The following is a 20203-nucleotide window of genomic DNA, read 5'->3' on the forward strand; positions in this document are numbered from 1 at the left end:
GTTGCTACTCCGCCGCTGGGCTGAACACCCGCGGTGCGCTGTGTTTGGGCAGATGGATGAGGTTGAGGTTGTGCTTGCGCGCCCATTGCAGGGCCAGGCCCGTGGGCGCGGAGAGGCTGACCAGGGTCTGGATGCCGGCGCGCAGGACTTTCTGGATCAGTTCCAGGCTGCAGCGGCTGGTGACGATGGCCAGGCCGCCGGTGGTGTCGATGCGCTGGCGTAGCAGGGCGCCGATCAGCTTGTCCAGGGCGTTGTGCCGGCCGATGTCTTCGCGGCCCAGCAGCAACTGGCCGTCGCGGTCCATGAACAGCGCCGCGTGCACCGCGCCGCAATGCTGGCCGAGCGGCTGGAAGGCATCGATGCGCTTGCGCAGGTCTTTCAGCCAGTGCGCGGGCGGCAGGGGGGCGCCGGGCAGCACGTTGAGCTCGGGCAATGCCTGCTCCAGGGCCTCGACGCCGCACAGGCCGCAGCCGCTGGTGCCAGCTAGCTGGCGGCGCTGGTTCTTCAGGTTCCAGAAGGCACGGCTGGAGATCTCCAGGTCGGCATACAGCGCCGAACCGCTGCCGGAGAGCTTCACGTCGTAGATTTCCTCGGTACCGGCGACGATGCCGCTGCCCACGCTGAAACCGACGGCGAAGTCTTCCAGGTCGGTCGGGCTCACCAGCATCACCGCCTGGTTCAGGCCGTTGTAGACGATGGCCAGTGCTACTTCCTCGGCCAGCGGCGTGCTGTCGTGGGCCGTGTCGGTGAGCTGGACGTAGTCGTAGGTGTTGCTGGCGGCGGGCAGGGCAAAAGGCGTGGACGCCGCGCAGACCGGTGGCTTGCTGTTCATCGGGGCGAATACCGGCTGGCAGTTTGACCCCACAAGCCTAGGCCCCTGTGCCGATGGCGTCTAATCGCTAGCGTCTATGTCGTGATAGAGCGCGTCGATTGGTCGCAGCGGGGCGGGATGGGTGATCCTGGCCTAGACTCCTGCTTCCATGGATTCACCATCAAAGGAGCGCCACATGAGCCTGTTCAGTTTCGTGAAGGAAGCCGGCGAGAAGTTGATCGACCTGCTGACGCCGGGCAATGCCAATGCCGAGGAACAGTTGAAGAAACACGTCCAAGACGTTGGCCTGGGCAACCCGAACATCTCGGCCACTGTAGAGGGTGACAAGGTCATTCTCAAGGGCGAGGTTGCCAGCCAGGAGGAGAAGGAGAAGATCATCCTGGCTGCCGGCAATATCGCAGGGGTGGCTTCGGTGGATGACCAGATCACCGTCACCGGGCCCATCGCCCAGGCGGCGCGGTTCGTCGAGGTCGAGAAAGGCGACACGTTGAGCGCCATCTCCAAGCGGGTCTATGGCGACGCCAACAAGTACAACAAGATCTTCGAGGCGAACAAGCCGATGCTCAAGCATCCGGACAAGATCTATCCGGGGCAGGTATTGCGTATTCCCGACTGACGTCATCGCGAGGCCCGCTCCCACGACGAAGCACTCGTGGGAGCGGGCTTGCCCTGCGATAGGGCCTACAGCCCAGTCAACAAATCCCGATAATCCTCGACCGCCGCAAATTCCTGGGTATCCCGAGGTTCCGCCTGGCTATCCGGCTGGCGCACCGCCAGCAGATGCCCCACCCCGAACCGCCGGGCACTGCGCAGAATCGCCAACGTGTCATCGATGAACAGGCTGCGCGCCGGTTCGAAGCCGATATCCGCCTGCAACGCATCCCAGAACTGCGGGCTCTCTTTCGGATACCCATAGTCATGCGAGCTGATCAGCCGTTCGAAATACGGCGCCAGTTCCACCCGCTCCAGTTTCAGCGACAGCGAATCGCGGTGCGCATTGGTGATCATCACCACCCGCTTGCCCGCCTTGCGCACGGCCGCGAGAAAGGTGTCGGCATCCGGCTTGAGGGCAATGAGGTCGGCGATCTCCTGTTTCAACTCGCGGATCGGCAGGCGCAGTTCGCGGCTCCAGAAATCCAGGCAGTACCAGTTGAGCGTCCCGGCATGTTGCTCGAACAGCGGGCGCAGCTCGAGCTCGGCCATGGCCCGGCTCACGCCATGCAGCTCGGCGTAGCGCTGGGGCAGGTGGTCCAGCCAGAAGCGGTTGTCGTAGTGCAAGTCGAGCAGGGTGCCGTCCATGTCCAGCAGGACGGTATCGATGGCGGACCAGGGAAGAACGGGCATGGGAAATTCTCGATCAGTCGGCAAGCCACGGTATAGTAACCCGTTCACGCCAAGGAGCCGCCCCATGCGCCAGAAACCCACCGTCCTCAGCCGCGAAATCGTCGCCAGCAGCCGCCTGTTCCGGGTCGAAGCCGTGCAGTTGCGCTTTTCCAACGGCACCGAGCGCACTTACGAGCGATTGGTCGGTCGTGGCAACGGTTATGGCGCGGTGATGATCGTGGCCATGCTCGATGCCGAGCACGCGGTGCTGGTCGAGGAGTACTGCGGCGGCACCGATGAGTACGAGCTGTCCCTGCCCAAGGGGCTTATCGAGCCGGGCGAGGACGTGCTGGCTGCCGCCGACCGGGAGCTCAAGGAAGAGGCCGGGTTCGGCGCACGCCAACTGGAGCACCTGACCGAGCTGTCGCTGTCGCCCGGCTACATGAGCCAGAAGATCCAGGTGGTGCTGGCCTCGGACCTGTACGAAGAACGCCTGGAGGGCGACGAGCCCGAGCCGATGCGGGTCGACAAGGTCAACCTGCGTGAGCTTTCGGCGCTGGCCATGCACCCACAGTTCACCGAAGGTCGGGCGCTGGCGGCGTTGTACCTGGCCCGTGACCTGCTTATCCAGCGTGGGGTGCTGAGCGTATGAGCGATCGGCAATTGATGCAGGATGTGGTGGCGCTCGCCCGCTCGGCCGGCGAGGCGATCCTGCCGTTCTGGCGTGCCGATGTGGCGGTGACCAGCAAGGCCGACGATTCACCGGTGACCGCTGCCGACCTGGCGGCTCATCGAGTGATCGCGGATGGGTTGCAGGCGCTGGCACCGCAGATCCCGGTGCTGTCCGAGGAAGACTGCGAGATTCCGCTGGCCACCCGTCAAGGCTGGCAGCGCTGGTGGCTGGTCGACCCGCTGGATGGCACCAAGGAATTCATCGCTGGGAGCGAGGAGTTCACCGTCAATATCGCGCTGATCGAGAACGGCGAGGTGGTGTTCGGGGTGGTGGCGATGCCGACCAATGGGCGCTGCTATTTCGGCGGGCGCAACCTGGGGGCCTGGCGTGTGGAGCGTGATAGCGCCGCGCAGCCGATCCAGGTGCGCAACGCGCCGGTGCAGGGGGCGAAGTTTACCGTAGTCGCCAGCCGTCGCCATTCCAGCCCGCAGCAGGAGGCCCTGCTGGCTGGGTTGAGTGGTGCGGTGGGTGAGCTGGAGCTGGCCAATATCGGCAGTTCGCTGAAGTTCTGCCTGCTGGCCGAAGGCAGTGCCGACTGTTATCCGCGGCTGGCGCCGACCTCGCAGTGGGACACCGCTGCCGCGCAGGGCGTGCTGGAGGGGGCTGGGGGCGAGGTGATCGGGCTGGATGGATTGCCATTCCGGTATCCGGCGCGGGAGTCGTTGCTCAATCCGTTTTTCCTGGCGTTGCCCAAGGCCGCCGGTTGGCGGCAGGCGTTGGTCGAGCTGGCGGGTGCGATCTGAGCTTGAGATAGCCAGGGCTGCTTTGCAGCCCTTTCGCGGCACAAGGCCGCTCCTACAGGGAAACGTGCCCCCTGTAGGAGCGGCCTTGCCGAGGCGTCGGACCGGCCGGAAAGGGGCGCGAAGCGCCCCCAGCTTTCAGCGATGCAACACGTACTGCCCGCTGAACCTCACCGCAGGCTGGTCGCTGCCCTCGTTGCTCACCACCGTCTCCAGCGTCAGCCGCGCCCGCCCGCGACGCTGGTACATGGTCAGGAACCGCTCCCAAGTCTTCTCGTCCGGCGCCGGGCACTGTGCCACCGCCGTACCGGTGACCGGCAGCGGATAGCTGATCTGCCCTTCCTGGATGACGATATGCCCGTCATCGATCCCCTGCTCGCGCAGGCGCAGGTGTAGCCAGCCCCAGCCCACCAGCACCGCGCCGCAGTACAGGCTGCCGCCGAACATGGTGCTCTTGTGGTTGACGTTGGGCGCCAGCGGCAGTTTCAGGCGCAAGCAGTGCCGCTGCCAATCGATGACTTCCATCCCCATCTCGCGGGTCAGCGGAATATCACTGTGCAAGACCGATTGCAGGTACTGGCTGTCGGTGCTCATGGACGGTTGTCCTCCTGGTCGTCGTGCCCTCCACCACCGTCGAAGCTCAGGCCGTGCTTGCGCAGTTTGTCGTGCAGGGTCTTGCGCGGGATGCCGAGGGCTTCGGCGAGGCTGCGCATGGAGTTGTGCGGTTGGCCCAGTTCGGCGGCAATCAGCGAGCGTTCGAACTGCTCGACCTGCTCGCTGAGGTTGCCGGTCGGCACGGGCACCTGGACGTCATGGGGCGCCGCGGGCACCTGGCCATCGAGGGCCAGCTCCAGGCCCAGGGCGAAGCGTTCGGCGGCGTTTTGCAGCTCGCGCACGTTGCCCGGCCAGTCGTGGCGCAGGAGCACGGCGCGCTGCGCCGGTTGCAGGCTGTGGGGCGGCAGGCCGTGGCGCTCGCTGGCGGCATCGGCGAAGTGCTGGAACAGCACGAGGATGTCGTCGCCGCGCTCGCGCAACGCGGGGATGCGCAGCGGCGCGACATTCAGGCGGTAATACAGGTCGGCGCGAAAGCGGCCCTGGTCGGCGGCCTGACGCAGGTCTTCCTTGGTCGCGGCGATGATGCGGATATCCAGCGGGATCAGCTGGTTGCCGCCCAGGCGTTCGACCACCCGTTCCTGCAGCAGGCGCAGCAGCTTGACCTGCACGTCCAGGCTCATGCTCTCGATCTCGTCGAGGAACAGCGTGCCGCCGTTGGCGAACTCGAACTTGCCGATCCGGCGTTTCTGCGCCCCGGTGAAAGCCCCGGGCTCATGGCCGAACAGCTCGCTTTCGACCACCGACTCGGCCAGGGCGCCGGCGTTGATCGCCACGAACGGGCCGTCGCGGCGGCTCGACAGGTCGTGCAGGGCGCGGGCCACCACCTCCTTGCCGGCGCCGGTCTCGCCGAGGATCAGCACGTCGGCGCGGGTCCCGGCGAGGGCGCCGATCTGCTCGCGCAGGCGCAGCATGCCCGGCGACTGGCCGACCAGACGCGTGGCCAGCTGCTGGCGGTCGCTCAGGGCCAGGCGCAGGCTGCGGTTGTCCAGCACCAGGCGGCGCAGGGCCAGGGCGCGGCGCACGCTGTCGAGCAGAGCATCGCTGGCGAAAGGCTTTTCGAGGAAGTCGTAGGCCCCGGCGCGCATGGCCTGCACCGCCAGGGGCACATCGCCGTGGCCGGTGATCAGCAGCACCGGCAGCTCGCTGTCGCGGGCGTGCAGTTGTTCCAGCAGTTGCAGGCCATCGATGCCGGGCATGCGGATGTCGCTGACCACCACCCCCGGCCAGTCTTCCTCGATGCGCCCGGCCAGGCCCTGGGCGTCGGCCAGGGCCACCACCTTGAGCCCGGCCAGGTCCAGGGTCTGGCTCAGGGCCTGGCGCAGGTGCGGGTCGTCGTCGACCAGGAGCACCTGGGCGCGGCTGTCGATCAGTGTCTCGGTCATGCCGAGGTGTCCTCCGAAGATTGCAGGTTGGCGCCGGGCTTGGCCACGCGCAGTTTCAGCGTCAGCAGGGCACCGCCTTCCGGGTGGTTGCCCAGCAGCAGCTCGCCGCCCAGCGCATGCATCAGGCTTTCGCAGATGGCCAGCCCAAGTCCCAGGCCCTGGGTCCGTGTCTTGGTGGTGAAGAACGGCTCCTTGGCGTGCTCCAGGGCCTGGCGGCTGAAACCGGGGCCATTGTCGCGGATATACAGGTAGACGCAGTCATCCTGGCGTTCGGCACTCAGCCACAGCCGGCGCGGGTTGGCTTTCTCGGTGAGGGCATCGAGGGCGTTGGCCAGCAGGTTGCCCAACACCTGGCGCAGGCGTGTTTCGCCTGCTTGCACCCACAGGGTGGCTTCCGGCAGGTCGCGCACCAACTCCACGGCCATGGCCCGGCGGCGCTTGGCCAGCAGCGCGAGGGCGTCGTCCAGGGCCGGTTGCAGGGCCACGCTTTCCGGGGCGTGCTGGTCGCGGCGGGCGAAGGCACGCAGGTGGGCGATGATCGAAGCCATGCGCCCGGTCAACTCGCCGATCAGCTTGAGGTTGCCGCGTACGTCCTCGGTGCGCTGATGATCGAGGAGGATCTCGGCGTTCTCGGCGTAGCTGCGGATGGCCGCCAGCGGCTGGTTCAGCTCGTGGCTGATGCTCGCCGACATGGTGCCGAGCACCGACAGCTTGCCGGCCTGGACCAGCTCGTCCTGGGCGCGCACCAGCTCCTGCTGGGCGCTTTCGCGCTCGAGCACCGCGCTCTTGAGCCGGGTGTTGAGGCCTTCGAGGTCGGCGGTGCGCTCGACCACACGCTTTTCCAGCTCCTGGCGGGCACGGGCCTCGAAGTCGATGCGGTCGATGTAGTGGCGACGGCGCTGCATCACCAGGCCGGCCAGGAGCATGGTCACCAGCAGCGCGCCGCCGCCGATGGCCATGACCGTCTGCACTGAACGGTCGACCAGCAGGCGCGGGGCGAGGATGCTCACCTGCCAGCCGGTTTCCTTGATGTCGCGGGTCTGGATCAGCCAGGCGGCCTGGTCGAGGGTCAGCGGTTGCGGCGCCTGGGTCGGGTAGGGCTGGATGGCGACGATGGCCTGGCGCTCGGCCGCGGTCAGCTCGCGGGTGGCGCGGAACCGCCAGTCCGGACGCGAGGTGAGCACCACCACGCCGTTCTGGTCGGTCAGCAGCAGTTGTTCCGGGGTGCGGCCCCAGAGGGTCTCGGTGTGGTCGAGATCGACCTTGACCACCAGCACGCCGATCACCTTGTCACGGTCGTGCACGGCGGCGGCGAAGAAGTAGCCGCGCTTGGCCGAGGTGGTGCCCTGGCCGAAGAAGCGCCCCAGGCGGCCCTCCATCGCTTCGATGAAGTAGGGGCGGAACGAGAAGTTGCGGCCGACGAAACTGTCCTGTTTGTCCCAGTTGGAGGCAGCCAGGGTGTTGCCGCTGACATCCATCAGGTACATCACCTCGGCGCCGGTCTGCTGGGCGATGTGCTTGAGCAGGCGGTTGGCGTTGGTCACCGCCTCGAGGCGCAACGGGTCGGCCAGCACGCCACGCAGCGCCGGCAGGTCGCCGAGGATCTGCGGCAGGGTTTCATAGCGGTGCAGGGTGCCCAGCAGGTTGGCGACGTAGAGGTCGAGGGTCTGGCGGTTCTGCGAAGCCAGCTCGTCCTGGTAGTAGCGCTCGGCCAGGTGGTGCAGCGGCCACAGCAGCGGGGCCAGGCATAGCGCCAGCAGGGCCAGGCTGCGCCAGCGGGGGCGGCGGGGGGGCGTGGGTCTTGGGATCATCGCGATAGGGGCGCCAGTAGGATCTGGCGCAATTATGCGACAGTTGGCAGTGGAACGGCGCGGCCCTTCATTCAAGATGCCGCGCCCAGGTATCAGCGTCCTTTGACCAAGCCGGCCAAGTATGTGCCATAACCTGTCTTGCCAAACATACGTGCGCGTTCGAGCAGGTGCTCCTCGTCTATCCAGTCGTTTTGATAGGCGATCTCTTCAAGGCAGGCAATTTTCAGGCCTTCGCGGTTTTCAATGGTTTGCACGTAATGGGACGCCTGCAGCAAGCTGTCATGGGTACCGGTGTCCAGCCAGGCAAAGCCGCGCCCAAGTAACTGGACATGCAGATCGCCACGTTGCAGGTAGGCGTTGTTGACATCGGTGATCTCATACTCGCCCCGTGGGGAAGGCCTGATGTCCTTGGCGATGTTCACCACATCGTTGTCATAGAAGTAGAGGCCGGTGACTGCATAGTCTGAGCGTGGTTTGGATGGCTTTTCCTCGATCGACAGTGCGCGCCACTGATCATCAAATTCCACCACGCCGAAACGCTCCGGATCTTTGACTCTATAGCCAAATACTGTAGCTCCGCTGGTGCGCTGGATGGCCTCTTTCAACTTTGATGTGAAGCCTTGGCCGTGGAAGATGTTGTCGCCCAGAATCAGGCAGACCGGGTCCTGGCCGATGAACTTCGCACCTATGACAAAGGCTTGTGCCAGGCCATCAGGTGTTGGTTGTTCGGCATAGTTGAGCTGGAGACCGAATTGCGAACCGTCGCCCAGAAGTTGCTTGTACTGTGGTAAGTCCTGAGGGGTGGAAATGATCAGGATTTCCTTGATACCAGCAAGCATCAGGACTGAAAGCGGGTAGTAGATCATGGGCTTGTCGTAGATCGGCAACAGTTGCTTCGACACACCCAGCGTTATGGGGTGCAGTCGCGTGCCAGAGCCGCCTGCGAGAATAATGCCTTTGGTCATGCGATCAGATCCTTTTGTTCACTATGGCCCAGACGTTCGCGTTGGTAGCTGCCATCCTGGACATGGCGGCACCATTCCAGATTGTCCAGATACCACCTCACAGTCTTGCGCAGACCGGACTCGAAGGTTTCCTCCGGTACCCAGCCCAGCGTGCGCTCGATTTTGCTTGCATCGATGGCGTATCGCTGGTCGTGGCCTGGACGGTCCTTGACGAAGGTAATGAGCTCGGCATAGCTGTCGATGCCATTTGGGCGTTGCGGGGCCATCTCTTCCAGCAAGGTGCAGATACCGCGTACCACGTCGATATTTTTCTGCTCGTTATGGCCGCCAATGTTGTAGGTCTCGCCTACTTCACCTTCGGTAACTACTTTGAGCAGCGCACGGGCGTGGTCCTCTACGAACAGCCAGTCGCGTACCTGCTGGCCGTTGCCGTAGACCGGTAGTGACTTGCCTTCGAGGGCATTCAGGATGACCAACGGAATAAGTTTTTCGGGGAAGTGGAACGGCCCGTAGTTATTCGAGCAGTTGGTCAACAGCACCGGAAGTCCGTAAGTACGGTGCCAAGCGCGTACCAGGTGGTCCGAAGCCGCCTTACTGGCCGAATATGGAGAACTGGGGGCATAAGGGGTGGTTTCGGTGAACAGGTCGTCGACGCCATGCAGGTCGCCGTAGACCTCATCGGTGGAAATATGGTGAAAACGGAAGGCCTTGCGCTCATCGTCATTCAGCGTGCCCCAGTAGCCACGGACAGCTTCCAGCAGACTGTATGTCCCTACGATGTTGGTCTGGATGAAGTCCGATGGGCCATCAATGGAGCGATCCACGTGCGATTCTGCCGCCAGGTGCATGACCGCGTGTGGCTTGAAACGTGTGAGCACGGCACTGACGGTTGCCTGGTCGGTGATATCGGCCTGGACGAACTCATAGCGATCATTGCCAGCAATACTGGAAAGAGACTCCAGGTTGCCCGCATAGGTCAGTTTGTCGAGGTTGAGGACTTCATGCTCGGTGTTGCTTATGAGATGACGTACCAGTGCGGAGCCGATAAAACCGGCTCCCCCGGTAATGAGGAGGCGCATGTCGGATTCCCTTTCCTTCCAATAGTGACGGTAGCTTCGGGGTCATAGCTTGTCGGCTGACAAGGCTGTAGGCAAGTTGAAAACGCTTGATTACGTATCCCTCGCGATGAACTGCGATTGTACGCTTCCATCTTGCCAATTTGCCCATCTGATGGCGATATAAAGGAAAAACGAGGTTTTCTGCGATGCCCCTTTCCACCTTGATCCAGCGTTCCAGCCTGCCAGCCCCTGTACTTGGCGATGCTCAGGCCCACGACTTGTTGCGGGCGCATTACGATCTGGAGGGGGCTGTACATGCTTTAGGCAGCCAACAGGACTTGAACTTTCGGGTTGACTGCGGCCATTTACGCTATGTGCTCAAGGCCTGCCACGGTAGTTATGCACAAGCAGAACTGGAGGCACAGCATGGGGCGTTGAACCACTTGCTCGAGCAAGGACTCCCTGTGCCCGCCATTCGTCTGGCCAACAATGGACAAGAGCTGCTGGAGCTGGACATAGGTGGCCAGGTCATGCGCGTGCGCCTGCTTGACTACATCGAAGGGCAGCCGTTGACCCGTCTCAAGCATATGAATCCTCGCATAGTGGCCGACCTCGGTGCACTCTGTGCCAGCGTCGACCGGGCCCTGGCGGACTTCGACCATCCGGGCCTTGAGCGTATCTTGCAGTGGGATCCGCAGCATGCCCAGGTGCTGATCGAGCACCTGTTGCCGGTGCTGCAGGATGCCCAGCGCCGAGAGCAGGTGGCGCAGGTCGCCCGCTTGGCGGCCGCTCGCCTGCAACCGCTGGTCGAGCAGTTACCGGTCCAGGCCGTGCACTTGGACATCACCGACGACAACGTGGTCTGGGCCCGCGACGACCAGCGCCAATGGCAGGTGCAGGGCGTCATCGACTTCGGCGACCTGCTGCGTACCTGGCGCATCGCCGACCTGTCGGTGACCTGCGCGGCCCTGCTGCACCACGCCGAGGGCGACCCCTTGCGCATCCTGCCGGCGGTCAGCGCCTATCACGCGGCGAACCCGTTGCAGGAGGCGGAGCTGCGCGCCTTGTGGCCGCTGGTGCTGAACCGCGCCGCGGTGCTGGTGCTCAGCAGCGAGCAGCAACTGGCGATCGATCCGGACAACCAGTACACCCGCGACAACATCGCCCATGAATGGGAAATCTTCGATACCGCCTGCGCGGTACCCGCGGCGTTGATGGAGGCGGCGATCCTGCAGGCGGCGGGCCAGGTGCCCGTGACGCCGGACATGAGCGGTTGCGCCGCGTTGCTGCCGAGTCTTGCCGGGCAGGCGGTCGCCCGGGTCGATTTGGGCGTGCTCAGCCCCCTCTGCGAGGCAGGCAACTGGGAGCAGCCGGGCTTCGACCAACGCCTACTCGCCGCCCAGCCGGGGCCGGCGTGCAGCCTCCATGGTCAATACCGCCTGTCGCAAACCCATATCGACCGACCTGAAGAACCGGCCACTTGTGCCTTGGGCGTTGAGCTGAACCTGTTGCCAGGCAGCGCCCTGCAAGCACCCGAGGCCGGTGTCTGGCAGCGCACCGGAGAGGGCCGCGGCTGCCTGCGGACCACGCATTGGAGGCTGTGGCTCGCTGGCCTGGAAGAGGCGCCGGCCGATGGCCAGGCGCTGCTCAAGGGGCAGGCGCTGGGGGCGACCTGTGGCTTCCTCAGTGTGCAACTGTGCCTGGATGCCGATACCCGCCCACCGTTCTTCGCCACCCCGTCCCACGCCGCCGCCTGGCTGGCCTTGTGCCCGTCACCGCGCTCCCTGCTGGGCTTTGACTGCGATGCCGAACCACTGGCCGACCCACAGGCCCTGCTGGCCCGTCGCGATGCCAGTTTCGCCCGCTCGCAGAAGCATTACTACGCCCAGCCGCCGCACATCGAGCGCGGCTGGCGTAACTACCTGATCGACATGCAGGGCCGTTCGTACCTGGACATGCTGAACAACGTCGCGGTGCTCGGCCATGGCCATCCGCGCATGGTCGCCGAGTCGGCGCGCCAGTGGTCGCTGCTCAACACCAACTCGCGCTTCCACTACGCGGCCATTGCCGAGTTCTCCGAACGCCTGCTGGACGTGGCCCCGGAAGGCTTCGACCGGGTGTTCCTGGTCAACAGCGGCACCGAGGCCAACGACCTGGCGATCCGCCTGGCCTGGGCCTACAGCGGTGGGCGCGACCTGCTCAGCGTGCTGGAGGCTTATCACGGTTGGTCGGTGGCCACCGACGCGATCTCCACCTCCATCGCCGACAACCCCCAGGCCCTGGAGACCCGCCCGGACTGGGTGCACCCGGTGGAGGCGCCGAACACCTTCCGCGGGCGCTACCGGGGCGCCGACAGCGCCGCCGACTACCTGCGCGATGTCGATGCCAAGCTGGCTGACCTCGACGCCCGTGGCCGCCAGCTGGCCGGGATGATCTGCGAGCCGGTGTACGGCAACGCCGGGGGCATCTCGTTGCCGCCGGGCTACCTGCGCGAGGCCTATGCCAAGGTGCGCCAGCGCGGCGGGGTGTGCATCGCCGACGAGGTGCAGGTCGGCTACGGGCGCCTGGGCGAGTATTTCTGGGGCTTCGAGGAGCAGGGCGTGGTGCCGGATATCATCACCATGGCCAAGGGCATGGGCAACGGCCAGCCGCTGGGCGCGGTGATCACCCGGCGCGAGATCGCCGAGGCGCTGGAGGCCGAGGGCTATTTCTTCTCCTCGGCCGGGGGCAGCCCGGTCAGTTGCCGCATCGGCATGGCGGTGCTGGATGTGATGCGCGACGAGGGGCTGTGGGACAACGCCCGTGACGTCGGCCGCCACTTCAAGACACGCCTGCAGGCGTTGGTCGATAACTATCCGCTAGCCGGTGCCGCCCATGGTTCCGGGTTCTACCTGGGGCTGGAATTGGTGCGCGATCGCCAGACCTTGGAGCCGGCGACTGAGGAGACCATGATCCTGTGCGATCGCCTGCGCGACCTGGGGATCTTCATGCAGCCTACCGGCGACTACCTGAACATCCTCAAGATCAAGCCGCCGATGTGCACCACGCGGGCCAGCGTGGACTACTTTGTCGACAGCGTGGAGCGGATTTTGGGTGAGGGCTTGTAAAATCGATTCTTATCGATTTTCAATGATGCCTTATGCAGAAACGGTCTCGTCGCTTGCTTTAAAAGTCGATATTTATCGGATATAAGTGTTCGTCATAAAGCAGACGAGACCGCTTTGCGGTCCTTTCGCGACGCAAGGCCGCTCCTACAGGGATAGCGTTCGACCTGTAGGAGCGGCCTTGTGCCGCGAAAGGCGCGCGCAGCGGGCCCCGGACCACCGACAGTTGCCAATTAGAGGTCATCGATGAAAACGCTCAACTCGACTCCCCGCGCCGACGGTTTCCACATGCCCGCCGAATGGGCCCCGCAAACCCAGGTGTGGATGGTCTGGCCAGAGCGCCCGGACAACTGGCGCCTGGGCGGCAAGCCGGCGCAGGCCGCGCACGTGACCCTGGCCAAGGCCATCGCCCGCTTCGAGCCAGTCACCGTGGCGGTGTCCGCCGGCCAGTACGCGAACGCCCGTCGCCAGCTCGACCTGCCGAACATCCGCGTGGTCGAGATCAGCAACGACGACGCCTGGGTGCGTGATACCGGGCCGACCTTCGTCATCAACGACCACGGCGAAGTGCGTGGCGTGGACTGGGGCTTCAACGCCTGGGGCGGCTTCGACGGTGGCCTGTACGCCCCTTGGAACCGCGACGAGGAGCTGGCCGCCAAGGTCATGGAGATGGAGCGCGTGCAGCGCTACCACACCGAAGGCTTCGTGCTCGAGGGCGGTTCGATCCACGTCGACGGCGAAGGCACCCTGATCACCACCGAGGAGTGCCTGCTCAACCGCAACCGCAACCCGCACCTGAACCGCGAACAGATCGAGGAGATCCTGCGCGAGCACCTGGCGGTCGAGACCATCGTCTGGCTGCCGGACGGCCTGTACAACGACGAGACCGATGGCCACGTCGACAACTTCTGCTGTTACGTCAGCCCCGGCGAAGTGTTACTGGCCTGGACCGATGATTCCAATGACCCCAACTACGCGCGCTGCCACGCCGCCTACGAGGTGCTGAAAAACACCCGTGACGCCAAGGGGCGCGAGTTCGTGGTGCACAAGATGCCGATCCCGGGGCCGCTGTATGCCACCCAGGCAGAATGCGACGGCGTCGATCATGTGGTGGGCAGCCAGGAGCGTGACCCGTCGGTGCGTCTGGCCGGTTCCTACGTGAACTTCCTGATCGTCAACGGCGGCATCATCGCCCCGAGCTTCGACGACCCGGCCGATGCCCAGGCCAGAGCAATCCTGGCCAAGGTTTTCCCGGACCACGAAGTGGTGATGATCCCGGGGCGTGAGCTGCTGCTTGGCGGTGGCAACATCCACTGCCTGACCCAGCAGCAGCCGGCACCGGTAGAACGTTGATCGGCCAATGAATGAAAAACCCGTCGTATGACGGGTTTTTTTATGTTCGCGATACTCGGTCGGGTGGCATGGCACAGCAATTGTATTGATTTTTCCTCGTACTTCAGACGAATGGGCCTACGCCATTCTGTAACGCGTCTGAAGTAACTTAGCCGCTCACTCGGCCCAGGGAGTACGTGAGGAAATGAACGCAGCAAGTGAGTCGGCTTTGCCCGCAACGGCAGCCTGTCACCAATCGCTCAGAATCCTGGCTCAGTGGTTGAAACGTCATGGAGACAATCGGGTCAGGACGACCGATCCACGCCGCCTGCTGAATGGGCGATACCCTCAAGGCCTGATCAGCGAAGAAGAGCTCGAAGCTCTGCTGGCTGTCTGGCATTGACCGGGAAGGAACCCGTCGCAGAAAAAAACGCCACCGCATCCGCGGTGGCGTTTTCGTTTGGGGGACATGCAGCTGAGGTACGCACCCCCTGTGTAGGAGCGGCCTTGTGCCGCGAAAGGGCCGCGTAGCGGCCCCAGCAATCTTTGCATGAACGCTGAGATCCTGGGGCCGCTTCGCAGCCCTTTCGCGGCACAAGGCCGCTCCTACAAAGGCCGTGTAACTTAGAAGCTATACGTCCCGGTCACCACCAGGCTGCGCGGATCGCCCACCTGGATCTGCGCGGCGCTGGTGGCCGAGCTGTAGTAGGTCTTGTCGGTGATGTTGCTCAGCGCCGCGCGTACATCCCAGTCATGGGTGCGGTAGCCCGCCAGCGCGTCCCAGCGGCCATAGCCCGGCAGGATCACGGTGTTCTGGTTGTCGGCGTAGCGATCACCGACCAGGGTCAGGCCGGTTTCGGCGTACCAGCCCAGCTCCGGCTTCCAGGTAACGAACAGGCTGGCGTTGCGCTTGGCGACATCGTTGACACGTTTGCCCTCGTTGCCGTTGTCGTCCTTGACGATGGTGGCGTCCTGCAAGCCCAGGCCGCCCCGCACGTACCAGTTGCCGACCACGTTGCCGGTCGCGGTCAGTTCGATGCCGCGCGAGCGCTGCAGCCCAGTCAACAGGTAAGTACCCTTGTTGAGAGGGTCCTCCTGGCGGCGGTTGTACAGTTCAATTTCGTAGACCGCGAGCGTGGTGCTCAGGCGCTCGTCGAACCACTCGCTTTTTACGCCAATCTCTTTTTGCCGGGTCAGCTCTGGATCGGTCTGGTTGGCGTTGCCTTTGGTGCCCGGCGAAAGACCGATCAGCCCGCCGCCAACCGGTGCGAACGACTTGCTCCAGGAGGCATAGAACGAATGATCCTTCCACGGTGTGTAGACCACGCCTAGACGAGGGCTGGTACTCGTGCTGTCCTGATTTTCCTGAATGCCTGACATTCTGCTGGTGGTGTCCACCTCGAACCGATCGAAGCGTACGCCCGCCAGCACTTGCCACTCATCGTTCAGACGGATCTGGTCCTGCAGGTACAGGCCGGTGCTGTCGACGTTGGTTACGTTGTTGCTGAACAGCTTCATCGCGCCATTGTGCTGATTGAGCGCGGTGGACCCGCCAATCGGTGCCGGGGTCACGCCGACACCCTGGTCGAGGCGTGAATGGCGGCGTTGCTCGCCCACTTCCAGACCCACCAGCAGGGTGTGCTCGAGACCGAAGGTCTCGACGTGGCCTTCCAGTTCGACGGTGTTGTACAGGTTGCGGGTGCTCAGGTCCTGCTGCCAGCGCTGGCGGTCCACCAGCCCCGCAGCAGGGCGGTAGGCGGTCAGGTAGGTATTGTCGAAGTCGCTCTCCAGCGTGAACAGGCTGAAGGTATGGCGCAGTTGCCACTGGTCGTTCAGCTCGTAGTTCAGGCGCGAGCGCAGCGACTCGGCGCGGTCGTTGATGTAGTCGCGCTGGGTGTCGCCGTAGGTGGTCTTGCGGCTGACGTCGGCCGGGCGCCCGGTGAGCGGGTTGCCGGGGATGCCGCGATCGGGGGTACGGTCGTAGCGGCTGTACTCGTACTGCACCAGCCAGTTCAGCTCGGGGGTGATCTGCCAGCTCATGGACGGGGCGAACAGTTGGCGGTGGTTGCCGTCGATGCCGTCGCGGAAGCTGTTCTTGTCCTCGTTGCCCAGGTTCAGGCGCAGGCTGAGGGTGTCGCTGGGGTCGGCGCTGAGGTCGGCGTACAGGCTGCGCAGGTCCTGGCTGCCGCCCTGGGCTTCGACGGTCGAGCGGCGGCCGTGCTCCGGCGCCTTGCTCACCCGGTTGACGATGCCGCCCTGGCTGCCACGGCCATAGAGCACCGCCGCCGGGCCCTTGAGCACCTCGACCCGCTCGATGTTGTGCAGGTCGCGGGTGTACTGGCTGTCGTCGCGGACGCCGTCCAGGTAGAAGTCGTTGCTGGCGTCGAAGCCGCGGATGCGCAGGCTGTCGAAGCGGGTGTCGGCGCCGCTGCTGACGTTGGGGATGCCTTCCAGCGCCTTGCCCAGGTTGCTGCTGCCGTAGTCCAGCACGTTGCGGGTCTTCACCGAGTCGATGGCCTGCGGCACATAGCGCGCCGGGGTCGAGGTACGGGTCGCGGTGGTCACGTCCTTGACCCGCGGGTTGTCCTCTTCACGGGTGCTGTCGGCGGTCACCGAGGTTTCCGGCAGGGTCGTGGTGGCGGCACTGGCCAGGCCGGCGCTGAACAGCAGCGACAGGCCCAGGGTCAGGGGGGAAAGGCGGCAGGGGGCAGGCATCGAAGGCGTCCAAGGAAGGGAGTGAGAAATTGGGCGCGAATGGTAATGCTTGCTATTTACTGTTGCATCGACATTTGTAAAGGGTTGTCTTTACATATGTTTCAAAATGTTGCTATTCATTTGGATTGATTCTGAATTGTCTTGATATTCATGAGGATGCGCTTGGGGATGGCGTGTGGGAGCGGCGCACCACCACTCCCACGCCGCTCAGGGCAATTTCCGACAGGGTTTCGGGATGCCAGCAGGAGCATGGCCGTATGACGTTTTTATGGATTTCGCCCGCTTTCCACAAAAGAGACAAATTTGCGCTGACCCAAGGCAGATATGCATGGAAATGCACCAGCGCTGACCTAGTTTTTGGTTATATCAACCTGCATTTCACGTTTTTTTGACATGTATAAGCAGGCAGGGCTAGGATTCGGGCTCTACGCCTGCTGGCCATGATCTGGCCATGCGGCTGCAAGGCCCGTTGCAGACCATTGGCGGGCCTTTCGGCTTGGATCCGCATAGCGTCGAACCTACGAAGGGGCGTTGGTTCCTGGCGTTCTAATGCAGAGCGTTTTTGAATACGAAATAAGGAAAATAACATGTTGAAAACCAGGATCAGCCTGGTCGCCCTGGCGATGATCGCCGCGACCCAGGCACAGGCCAATGAGCAGGCCGAAAGCAAGGGCTTCATCGAGGACAGCCACGCCAACGTCCTGCTGCGCAACGCTTTCATCAACCGCGACAAGAAGCATCACGTCAACGACCAGTCCCAGTGGGGCCAGGGCGTGATCGCCAACTTCTCCTCCGGCTTCACCCAGGGCACCGTCGGTGTCGGTGTCGACGCCTTCGGCCTGTACGCCTTGCGCCTGGATGGCGGCAAAGGCCGTAACGGCGGTGGCGGTATCGATTTCTTCAAGCGTGAGAACACCGTCAACGAGCGCAAGCGTAGCGACGCAGCGGACGACCTGGCGCGTGCCGGTGCCGCGATCAAGTTCCGTGTATCCAACACCGTGCTCAAATACGGCGACCAGATGCCGGCCCTGCCTGTGCTGCAGTACGATGATTCGCGCCTGCTGCCAGAGAGCTTCAGTGGCACCATGATCACCTCCAAGGAGATCAAGGGCCTGGAGCTGAATGCCGGTCGCTTCACCAGCGAAGTTCAGAAGAGCGCCCAAGGCCATGACAGCGGTCGCCTCAAGTCGATCAGCGTCCTGGGTGGCAGCTACAAGTTCACCGACAACTTCACCGCGTCGCTGTACACCGCAGACAACGAAGACGTGATGAAGAAGCACTACCTGGGCATGAACTACGTCTTCCCGATCGCGGCTGACCAGTCCCTGACCCTGGACTTCAACGGCTACAAGTCCAAACTGGACAAGAAGTTCATCAACAAGTGGGAGATGCCGGAAGGCGACCGCGACAACACTATCTGGAGCCTGGCGGCGACCTACGCCTTCGGCCCACACTCGGTAACCATCGCCCACCAGCGCAGCACCGGCGACACCGGCTACAACTACGGTGGCTACCAGCGTAACGGCGGCTTCGGTGACGGTGGTTCGACCATCTACCTGGCCAACTCCTACTGGTCCGACTTCAACGCCGAGGACGAGCGCTCCTGGCAGATCGGCTACGGCCTGGACTTCGGCGCGTTCGGCGTGCCTGGCCTGACCTACAAGATCGCCTACGTGCGCGGTGACAATATCAACACCCACGGCTTCGGCGAAGGTAAAGAGCGCGAGATCTTCAACCAACTGCGCTACGTCGTCCAGGAAGGCCCGGCCAAGGACCTGTCGGTCAAGCTGCGTGGTTCGTTCCTGCGCACCAACACGGCGGTCCGCCAGAGCGAATACAACGACGACGGCAACGAAGTCCGCGTATTCGTCGAGTACCCGATCAGCATCTTCTGATCCTGATCTTGCGTCACCCGCAGCCCCGGCCTATGCCGGGGCTGTTTCTTTTCGGCGCGCGCCGGCTGGCACCGCCACCTCGATCTCCCCCGTCTCCGGCGCGAAGCTGTCACTGCGTGCCATCCGCCACATCCGCGCATAGAACTCGCTGTTGATCGTGCCGCTGAGCAACTCGCCCGGCTTGAGGAAGGTGTGCAGCTGGGAAAACAGGCTGATCTCGCTGGCGCTGATACGCCGCGCCAGGTGCTTGGGCTTGAGTTCAGAGGGATGGTCCAGGCCGGCGGCGGCAAGCATCTCGGCCAGGGCGTGCAGGGTGTTGCGGTGGAAGCTGGCGACCCGCTCGGCCTTCTCCGGCACCACCAGCGCGCGCTGGCGCAGCGGGTCCTGGGTCGCCACCCCGGTGGGGCACTTGTTGGTGTGGCAGCTCTGCGACTGGATGCAGCCGATGGCGAACATGAAGCCCCGCGCCGAGTTCACCCAGTCCGCGCCGATGGCCAGCACGCTGGCGATGTCGAAGGCGCTGACCAGCTTGCCCGCCGCGCCGATGCGGATGCGCTCGCGCAGGTTCAGCCCCACCAGGGTGTTGTGCACGAACATCAGGCCCTCGCGCAGCGGCACGCCCATGTTGTCGGAGAATTCCCGGGGCGCCGCGCCAGTGCCACCTTCCTTGCCATCGACGACGATGAAGTCCGGGGTGATGCCGGTGGCCAGCATGGCCTTGGCGATGCCCATGAACTCCCACGGATGGCCCAGGCAGAACTTGAAACCCACCGGCTTGCCGCCGGATAGCTCGCGCAGACGGGCGACGAACTGCAGCAGCTCCCGCGGTGTGCTGAAGGCACTGTGGGCGGCCGGCGAGATGCAGTCCTCGCCTTCGCGCACGCCCCGGGTGGCGGCGATCTCGGCGCTGACCTTGTGCCCCGGCAAAATTCCGCCATGGCCCGGCTTGGCGCCCTGGCTGAGCTTGATCTCGATCATCTTCACCTGGGCCGAACGGGCCTGCTCGGCGAAGCGTTCGGGGTCGAAGTGGCCGTCCTCGGTACGGCAGCCGAAATAACCGCTGCCGATTTCCCAGATCAGGTCGCCGCCGTGTTCGCGGTGGTAGGGGCTGGTGCTGCCTTCGCCGGTGTCATGGGCGAAGCGGCCCAGGCGCGCGCCCTTGTTCAGCGCGGCGATGGCGTTGGCGCTGAGGGCGCCGAAGCTCATGGCCGAGATATTGAAGATCGACGCCGAGTACGGCTGGCGGCACTGCGGGCCGCCGATGCGGATGCGGAACGATGCCGGGTCGGGCATCGGCACCGGCAGCATCGAATGGCTGATGAACTCGAAGCCCGGCTTGTAGGCGTCGTTGAGGGTGCCGAAGGCTTTCTCGGCGCTTTCGTTCTTGGCCCGGGCGTAGACCAGTGAACGCTGGGCGCGGGAGAACGGCAGCTTGTCGTCGTCGCCCTCGATCAGGTACTGGCGGATCTCCGGGCGGATGGTCTCGATCAGGTAGCGGATGTTGCCCAGGATCGGATAGTTGCGGCGCACGGCGTGGTGGCGTTGGCGCAGGTCGTTGAGGCCGACCAGGCTGAGCAGGGCGCTGATGACGGTGAAGGGCCAGAGCCAGGTGTGCGTAAGCAGGAACGGAACGCTGGCGATCGTGAAGACCAGGCACAGGAACAGGCAGGCATAGCGGCTGGGGAGCGAGTCTTTCAT

General features: G+C 64.1%; 15 protein-coding genes. 6 read left to right on the top strand and 9 right to left on the bottom strand.

The features are described 5' to 3' along the window. Nucleotides 1–4 precede the first annotated feature (4 nt). Nucleotides 5–832 (bottom strand): formate dehydrogenase accessory sulfurtransferase FdhD, encoded by an 828-nt coding sequence (fdhD, locus tag V0R62_RS17240; RefSeq protein WP_330104587.1) that lies wholly within the window; start codon nt 830–832, stop codon nt 5–7. Nucleotides 833–1007: 175 nt separating this feature from the next. Here fdhD and lysM point away from each other — a divergent pair, with 175 nt between their 5' ends. Further along, nucleotides 1008–1448, top strand: coding sequence for a peptidoglycan-binding protein LysM (gene lysM / locus V0R62_RS17245; protein ID WP_186731827.1), 441 nt, complete (start codon nt 1008–1010; stop codon nt 1446–1448). A 65-nt stretch (nt 1449–1513) separates the two neighbouring features. On the opposite strand, the gene yrfG is transcribed toward lysM, so the two are convergent. Beyond that, the gene (gene yrfG / locus V0R62_RS17250) at nt 1514–2176 is read right to left on the bottom strand and encodes a GMP/IMP nucleotidase (protein WP_330104588.1); all 663 of its coding nucleotides are present in this window, start codon (nt 2174–2176) and stop codon (nt 1514–1516) included. 64 nt (nt 2177–2240) lie between these two features. On the opposite strand from yrfG, the gene nudE reads away from it, so the two are divergent. Next, complete coding sequence (gene nudE, locus V0R62_RS17255; protein WP_050703344.1) at nt 2241–2807, top strand: ADP compounds hydrolase NudE; 567 nt, start codon at nt 2241–2243, stop codon at nt 2805–2807. Beyond that, nucleotides 2804–3631 (top strand): 3'(2'),5'-bisphosphate nucleotidase CysQ, encoded by an 828-nt coding sequence (gene cysQ, locus V0R62_RS17260; RefSeq protein ID WP_330104589.1) that lies wholly within the window; start codon nt 2804–2806, stop codon nt 3629–3631. The genes nudE and cysQ overlap by 4 nt, the downstream gene beginning before the upstream one ends. A gap of 135 nt (nt 3632–3766) precedes the next feature. Here the strand turns inward: cysQ and V0R62_RS17265 are convergent, their stop codons facing one another. From V0R62_RS17265 to rfbB, 5 genes are all read right to left on the bottom strand, one after another. Continuing rightward, nucleotides 3767–4222: a thioesterase domain-containing protein gene (locus tag V0R62_RS17265; protein WP_330104590.1), complete on the bottom strand. Its 456-nt coding sequence runs from the start codon at nt 4220–4222 to the stop codon at nt 3767–3769. Continuing rightward, on the bottom strand, nt 4219–5625 hold the full coding sequence (locus tag V0R62_RS17270; protein ID WP_330104591.1) for a sigma-54-dependent transcriptional regulator: 1407 nt from the start codon (nt 5623–5625) through the stop codon (nt 4219–4221). The genes V0R62_RS17265 and V0R62_RS17270 overlap by 4 nt, the downstream gene beginning before the upstream one ends. Further along, nucleotides 5622–7436, bottom strand: coding sequence for a sensor histidine kinase (locus tag V0R62_RS17275; protein WP_330104592.1), 1815 nt, complete (start codon nt 7434–7436; stop codon nt 5622–5624). Before V0R62_RS17275 ends, V0R62_RS17270 begins: the two co-directional genes overlap by 4 nt. Nucleotides 7437–7528: 92 nt before the next feature. Beyond that, on the bottom strand, nt 7529–8401 hold the full coding sequence (rfbA, locus tag V0R62_RS17280) for a glucose-1-phosphate thymidylyltransferase RfbA (RefSeq protein WP_330104593.1): 873 nt from the start codon (nt 8399–8401) through the stop codon (nt 7529–7531). Then, nucleotides 8398–9480: a dTDP-glucose 4,6-dehydratase gene (rfbB, locus tag V0R62_RS17285; RefSeq protein ID WP_330104594.1), complete on the bottom strand. Its 1083-nt coding sequence runs from the start codon at nt 9478–9480 to the stop codon at nt 8398–8400. The genes rfbA and rfbB overlap by 4 nt, the downstream gene beginning before the upstream one ends. Nucleotides 9481–9665: 185 nt before the next feature. Here rfbB and V0R62_RS17290 point away from each other — a divergent pair, with 185 nt between their 5' ends. Continuing rightward, nucleotides 9666–12566, top strand: a complete 2901-nt coding sequence (locus V0R62_RS17290) for an aminotransferase (RefSeq protein WP_330104595.1) — start codon at nt 9666–9668, stop codon at nt 12564–12566. A gap of 243 nt (nt 12567–12809) precedes the next feature. Next, nucleotides 12810–13916: an agmatine deiminase gene (gene aguA, locus V0R62_RS17295; protein ID WP_330104596.1), complete on the top strand. Its 1107-nt coding sequence runs from the start codon at nt 12810–12812 to the stop codon at nt 13914–13916. Nucleotides 13917–14519: 603 nt separating this feature from the next. Here aguA and V0R62_RS17305 read toward each other — a convergent pair. Then, on the bottom strand, nt 14520–16610 hold the full coding sequence (locus tag V0R62_RS17305; RefSeq protein WP_330104598.1) for a TonB-dependent receptor: 2091 nt from the start codon (nt 16608–16610) through the stop codon (nt 14520–14522). Nucleotides 16611–17197: 587 nt separating this feature from the next. Between V0R62_RS17305 and V0R62_RS17310 the strand changes: the two genes are divergently transcribed. Next, nucleotides 17198–18505: an OprD family porin gene (locus V0R62_RS17310; protein ID WP_330104599.1), complete on the top strand. Its 1308-nt coding sequence runs from the start codon at nt 17198–17200 to the stop codon at nt 18503–18505. Nucleotides 18506–18535: 30 nt separating this feature from the next. On the opposite strand, the gene V0R62_RS17315 is transcribed toward V0R62_RS17310, so the two are convergent. After that, nucleotides 18536–20203 carry an FMN-binding glutamate synthase family protein gene (locus tag V0R62_RS17315; RefSeq protein WP_330104600.1) on the bottom strand — a complete coding sequence of 556 codons (1668 nt, stop codon included), beginning with the start codon at nt 20201–20203 and terminating at the stop codon, nt 18536–18538.

It is taken from the genome of Pseudomonas carassii, assembly GCF_036324045.1.
In the GTDB taxonomy this organism is placed as follows: domain Bacteria; phylum Pseudomonadota; class Gammaproteobacteria; order Pseudomonadales; family Pseudomonadaceae; genus Aquipseudomonas; species Aquipseudomonas peradeniyensis.